A 5,293-nucleotide genomic window follows, 5' to 3' on the forward strand; every position below is an offset into this window, starting at 1 on the left:
TCGCGGTGGCGCGGGTCGCGGCCGCCCGCCAGCGGCCGGGGTCCGTCAGCGGGTCCAGCGGGGTGTCGCCCAGGCCGACCGCGACGGCCAGGGCCCCGGTGACGCCGCCGACGCGCACGTCGAGGCGGCTCTCGGACCGGCCGGCGGCCAGCGCGGTCAGGCGCACCCGGCCGTCGGGCAGCGCCTCGGCCCGCAGCGCGGCGGGGTCGGTGCCCAGGCGCGCGTCGCCCGCGTCGACGGGGGCGCGGCGCCCCTCGGCGTCGCGGCCGACGAGGGCGACGTCGACGCTCGCCCCGGGGGCCGGGAGCACGGGTCGCCCGCCCTCCAGCTCCACGTCGACGAGGGGCCCGAGCACCTCGACGTCGAGCGCGCCGCCCGCCCCGCCGGCGGTCGCGGTGAGCCGGGCGCGTCCCGGGGTCGCGCCGTGCAGCAGGGCGCCCCACGGCGTCGTCTCGACGCCCGCGGCGGCCGCCGACGTCGCCCAGGTCGTCGCGGGCAGCGGCACGGGCGCTCCCGAGGAGTCGGTCGCGACGGCCGTCACCGCGCGGCGCAGGCCGGGGAAGAGCCGGGGCGACGACGCCCGCAGGACCAGCGCACGCGGCCGCCCGTCCCCGGGGGCCGTGACGATCCCGACCGCGTTGGCCACGGGCCGCGGGGCGCCGTCGGAGGGCACTCCGACCACCTCGGGTCGCGCCTCGCCGGGCGCGCGGGCGACGAGCTGCGCCGACCCGCCGCCGTCGAGCATGACGGCGTCGTCGGCGCCCAGCTCGAGCAGCCGCTGCGCGGTCTCGGGGGCCGTCAGGCCGCGCGAGGCGGCGGTCGAGCCGTCCACGCTCAGCAGGAGCACGTCGCCGGCGGCGGTCCAGCCGATCGCGGTCCGCGGGTGCGGGGCGCCCCACAGCGGGTCGCCCGTGTCGATGGCCGGCACGCGGCCGTCGCGCAGCAGGACCAGGCGGGCCCCCAGGGCCTGCCCGGTCGGGGAGCCGGGCAGCGCGTCGCCCCGCACCTGCCACGTGGCCTGCGCGTCGGCCCCGACGGGCGTGGCGGCCAGCGCCGCGGCGACCGTGCCCGTGGCCAGCAGGACCAGGCCGTCGGCCGGCACGGGCAGCGCCGTCGCGGTGGGGCGCACGGCGCTGACGCGGCCGCCGCGGACCTCGAGCTCGACGGCACCGCCGGGGGCGGCGAACCGGCGGTCGCCCGGGCCCCACGCGGGCGTGTAGACGGCCAGCGCGTCGCCACGGGCGTGCCCGGGGTTGAGGGAGGCCAGGGGCACCCGGCGGCCGGCGACGGTCGCGCTCCCGGCGAGCAGGGCGTCGGACAGGCGCCCGACGGCGGCGCCGTCGAGGCCGACCACGGTCTGCGGGACGTCCTCGGCCTTCACCACGGCGCCGTCGAGGGCGACCGGGCCGTCGGGGGCGCCCGTGCGGTCGATGTCGAAGAAGTCGCCGTTCACGGCGGCCACCGCGCCGCCCGCGACCGCGAGGTCCACGGGTGTGCGTGGGCGGGACAGGCTGTCCTGCAGCAGGTCCGGTCGGCTGGAGCTGCCGGCCGCCAGCCGCAGGACCTGGGTCCGGACGGGCCCGGCGGCGTCCAGCGTCGCGCGCCGCTCGAGCGTGAGGCCCGGCGCGAGGGTCTGCCGGGAGGCGCTGAGCTCGACCGCGACGCCCGCGGCCGCGAGCACCGGGCGCGCGGCGCCCGCGGGGGCCGCGCCGGTCGACAGCATGCTCCCGGACAGCGCGGTGGCCGGGGGAGCGAGCAGCACCGAGGCGCCGACCGCGGCGACGACGGTGGCGGCGAGGAGGGAGCGCACCCGCAGACAGTAACCGGATGAGCACTCAGAGTTGGGGGGCTCGTCAGCCCCGGTCGCGCCAGCCCGCGAGCTTGCCGTGGCGGCTGATCTGGGCGAGCCGCCGCTCCACCTGCTCGCGCTCGGCGGCGGCCGTCACCACGAGCACGTCGTCGCCGTGGCGCAGCGCCGTCCGCGGCTGCGGCACGAACGTCGAGCCGTCGCGGGCGACCAGCGTGACGTTGGCGCCCCGCGGCAGGCGCAGCTCGAACACCTCGACGCCGTGCAGCCGCGAGCCCGGGCCGACGCGGACGCGGACCACGTCCGCCGACAGCGTCCCCAGCGGGGACACCTCGACGTCGAGGTCCGTGGTGGGGGCGCTGGACTGCAGGCCCAGCGTGCGGGCGAGGAAGGGCAGCGTGGGCGCCTGCACGAGCGTGAACACGACGACGAGGACCAGCACGACGTCGAAGAGCTCCTGGGCCCCGGCCACCCCGCTCACGAGGGGCACGGTCGTCAGCACGACGGGGACCGCGCCGCGCAGCCCCGCCCAGGACAGGAACGCGAGCTCGGTGCGGGGCAGCCGGAAGGGCAGCAGGCTCACGAGGACCGAGAGCGGGCGGGCCAGCAGCGTCAGCGCCAGCCCGACGAGCAGTGCGTCGCCCAGGGCGCCCGGCAGCCGCGACGGGTCGGCCAGCAGCCCGAGCATGACGAACAGGCCGATCTGCGCGAGCCAGCCGAAGGCCTCGGCGAAGCCCCCGGTCGACGTCCGGTGCGGCAGCCGGGAGTTGCCCAGCACGAGGGCGCACAGGTAGGTCGCGAGGAAGCCCGAGCCGTGGGCCACGTCGGCCACGGCGAAGGCGCCCACCGCGAGCGCGAGCACCGCGATGGGGTACAGCCCGGACGCCGGCAGGGCGCTGCGGCGCAGCAGGGCGGCGCCGGCGAAGCCCACGGCCAGGCCGACGACGGTGCCGACCGCCAGCTCGAACACGGCCTCGCCGACGTAGAAGTACCAGGAGTGCTGCTCGCCGCCCACGGCGATCTCGGTGAGCGCCACGACCGCGATGACGACGGGGGCGTCGTTGAGGCCCGACTCCGCCTCGAGCAGGCCGCTGAGGCGGCCGGGCAGCGGCACCTGGCGCAGGACCGAGAAGACCGCGGCCGCGTCGGTGGAGGACACGACCGCCCCGACGAGCACGGCCTGCGGCCAGTCCAGGCCCAGCAGCCAGTGCGCCGCGGCCCCGGTGATCGCGATCGAGACCGCGGTCCCCACGGTGGCGAGCACGCCGGCCGGGCCCAGCACGTCGCGCACGGTCGACCACCGCGTCGTGAGGCCGCCCTCGGCCAGGATGAGGATGAGGGAGGCGTAGCCGAGGACCTGCGTGAGCTGCGCGTCCTCGAAGGGGATGCCCAGGCCGTCCTCGCCGATCAGCAGCCCGAAGCCCAGGTAGAGCAGGAGCGACGGCAGGCCCGTCCGCACGGCCAGCCGCACGGCCAGGACGGCGAGCAGCAGCACGCCGGAGGAGAGGAGCAGCACGCGGCTGAACTCCTCGAGGGTCATGCCGCACCGTACCGGGCGGACACGGGGAGTCACCCGTTCGGCGGCGCCCGCCGCCGGCGCCGGGTCAGGCGGCGAGCCACAACCAGCGGGTCGGGGTCACGACGGCCTGCACGGACCGGTCGTGCGGCAGCACGGGCAGCGGCGCCACGGCCGCGTCGAGGAGCTCCTCGTCGTGCACGACGGCGACGACGGGCACCCGGTGCGGGACGCGGGCCAGCGCGCGGTCGTAGCTGCCGCCGCCCTGCCCGAGGCGCCGGCCCGCGGTGTCGACGGCGAGCGCGGGCACGACCACGAGGTCCACGCCGGCCAGGGCGTGCACGCCGAGGGGTCCGGGGCCGCGGCCGCCACCCGCCCCGGTGCGGACCGGGCGGAGCTCCCAGTCCAGGTCGCCGTCGGGCCGGGTCACGGGGAGCAGGACCTCGACCCCCGCGCGGCGCAGCTCCGCCAGCGCCGCGCGCGTACCGGGCTCACCGGGGCGGGAGGTGTAGCAGGCGATGCGCGCGACACCGTGCAGCACAGGCGATCCGAGGAGCACCCGGGCGACGGCGGCGTCCACGTCGGCGGCCGCGGCCGCGTCGCGCGAGCGCCGCTGCGCGCGCACCTCGCGCCGGACCCCCGCCTTGCGCGCCTCCACGACGAGGCGGTCGTGCACCACGACCAGCCGGTCCTCCGCGGGCACGTCGCTGCGCGGTGCACCACCGGGGGCGGTGTCACCGCGCCGGCCGTGCGTGCGGGCGCCGGCGTCGTCCTGACGGGTGGGTGGCACGGCCGCTCCTCGCGCTGGGGACGTCCTCCCCGCTGGACCTGCCGGCGACGTCCTGCACCGAGTGTGCCCGCCCCGGGCGGCGAGTGCCACGCGTGGCGCGTCGCGAACCGGACACGATCCGCGACCCCCCACACGGCCCCGCGCGGCAGCTCGCCGTGCCGCGGAGCGCGCGGACGGTAGCCTCCGGGCCCATGACTGAACGCGACGACCGTCCCGGCCGCGCCGTGCGCAAGGCCGTGATCCCGGCTGCCGGGCAGGGCACCCGCTTCCTGCCCGCGACCAAGGCGATGCCCAAGGAGATGCTGCCGGTGGTGGACACCCCGGCCATCCAGTTCATCGTCGAGGAGGCGGTCCGCGCCGGGCTGACCGACGTGCTGATGATCACGGGGCGGAACAAGCGCTCGCTCGAGGACCACTTCGACCGCAACGTCGAGCTCGAGGTCGGGCTCGAGGCCAAGGGCGACGTCGCGAAGCTGGCCCGCGTCCAGGAGTCCACCGACCTCGCGCAGGTCCACTACGTCCGCCAGGGCGACCCCCGGGGCCTGGGCCACGCGGTGCTCGTCGCGGAGCAGCACGTCGGCGACGAGCCGTTCGTGGTCCTGCTGGGCGACGACATCGTCGACGCCCGCGACCCGCTGCTGGACACCATGATCGAGGTGCGCGAGCGCCTGGGCGGCAGCGTCGTGGCCTTCATGGAGGTGCCCCACGACCAGATCCACCTGTACGGCTGCGCCGTCGCGGAGCCCACCGACACCCCCGACGTCGTCAAGGTCTCCGGCCTGGTGGAGAAGCCGAAGACCGAGGAGGCCCCCAGCGACCTCGCCATCATCGGGCGCTACCTGCTGGACCCGGCCGTCTTCGCCGTCCTGCACGAGACCCCGCCCGGCAAGGGCGGCGAGATCCAGCTCACCGACGCGCTGCAGGTCCTGGCGCAGGGCGACGGTCCGGGCCACGGCGTGCACGGCGTGGTCTTCCGCGGCCGCCGCTACGACACGGGCGACAAGCTCGACTACATCAAGGCCGTCGTGCGGCTGGCGAGCGAGCGGGCCGACATCGGCGCCGACCTGCGCGCCTGGCTCGGCGAGTACGTCGCCGCCGGCGCGGGCGAGAGCTCCGCGTCGTGAGCCGGGCCCCCCGCGCGGTGGCCTGAGCCCGTCGCCGTGACCCCGCCCCCTCCTCC

4 protein-coding genes are annotated in these 5,293 nt (G+C 78.0%); 1 reads left to right on the top strand and 3 read right to left on the bottom strand.

Annotated elements, in window-relative coordinates; all coding sequences use genetic code 11:
• The 3 genes from GTR02_RS19515 to GTR02_RS19525 form a co-directional block, all read right to left on the bottom strand.
• Positions 1 to 1,810 (bottom strand): phosphodiester glycosidase family protein (locus GTR02_RS19515; protein ID WP_166609148.1); only part of this gene is annotated, 1,810 nt, incomplete at its 3' end.
• A gap of 43 nt (positions 1,811 to 1,853) precedes the next feature.
• Complete coding sequence (locus GTR02_RS19520) at positions 1,854 to 3,347, bottom strand: potassium/proton antiporter (RefSeq protein ID WP_166609149.1); 1,494 nt, start codon at positions 3,345 to 3,347, stop codon at positions 1,854 to 1,856.
• 64 nt (positions 3,348 to 3,411) lie between these two features.
• On the bottom strand, positions 3,412 to 4,113 hold the full coding sequence (locus GTR02_RS19525; RefSeq protein WP_166609150.1) for a 5-formyltetrahydrofolate cyclo-ligase: 702 nt from the start codon (positions 4,111 to 4,113) through the stop codon (positions 3,412 to 3,414).
• 191 nt (positions 4,114 to 4,304) lie between these two features.
• On the opposite strand from GTR02_RS19525, the gene galU reads away from it, so the two are divergent.
• Positions 4,305 to 5,237, top strand: a complete 933-nt coding sequence (gene galU, locus GTR02_RS19530) for a UTP--glucose-1-phosphate uridylyltransferase GalU (protein ID WP_166609151.1) — start codon at positions 4,305 to 4,307, stop codon at positions 5,235 to 5,237.
• Positions 5,238 to 5,293 lie beyond the last annotated feature (56 nt).

This window comes from Kineococcus siccus (genome assembly GCF_009906795.1).
Classification (GTDB): Bacteria; Actinomycetota; Actinomycetes; order Actinomycetales; family Kineococcaceae; genus Kineococcus; species Kineococcus siccus.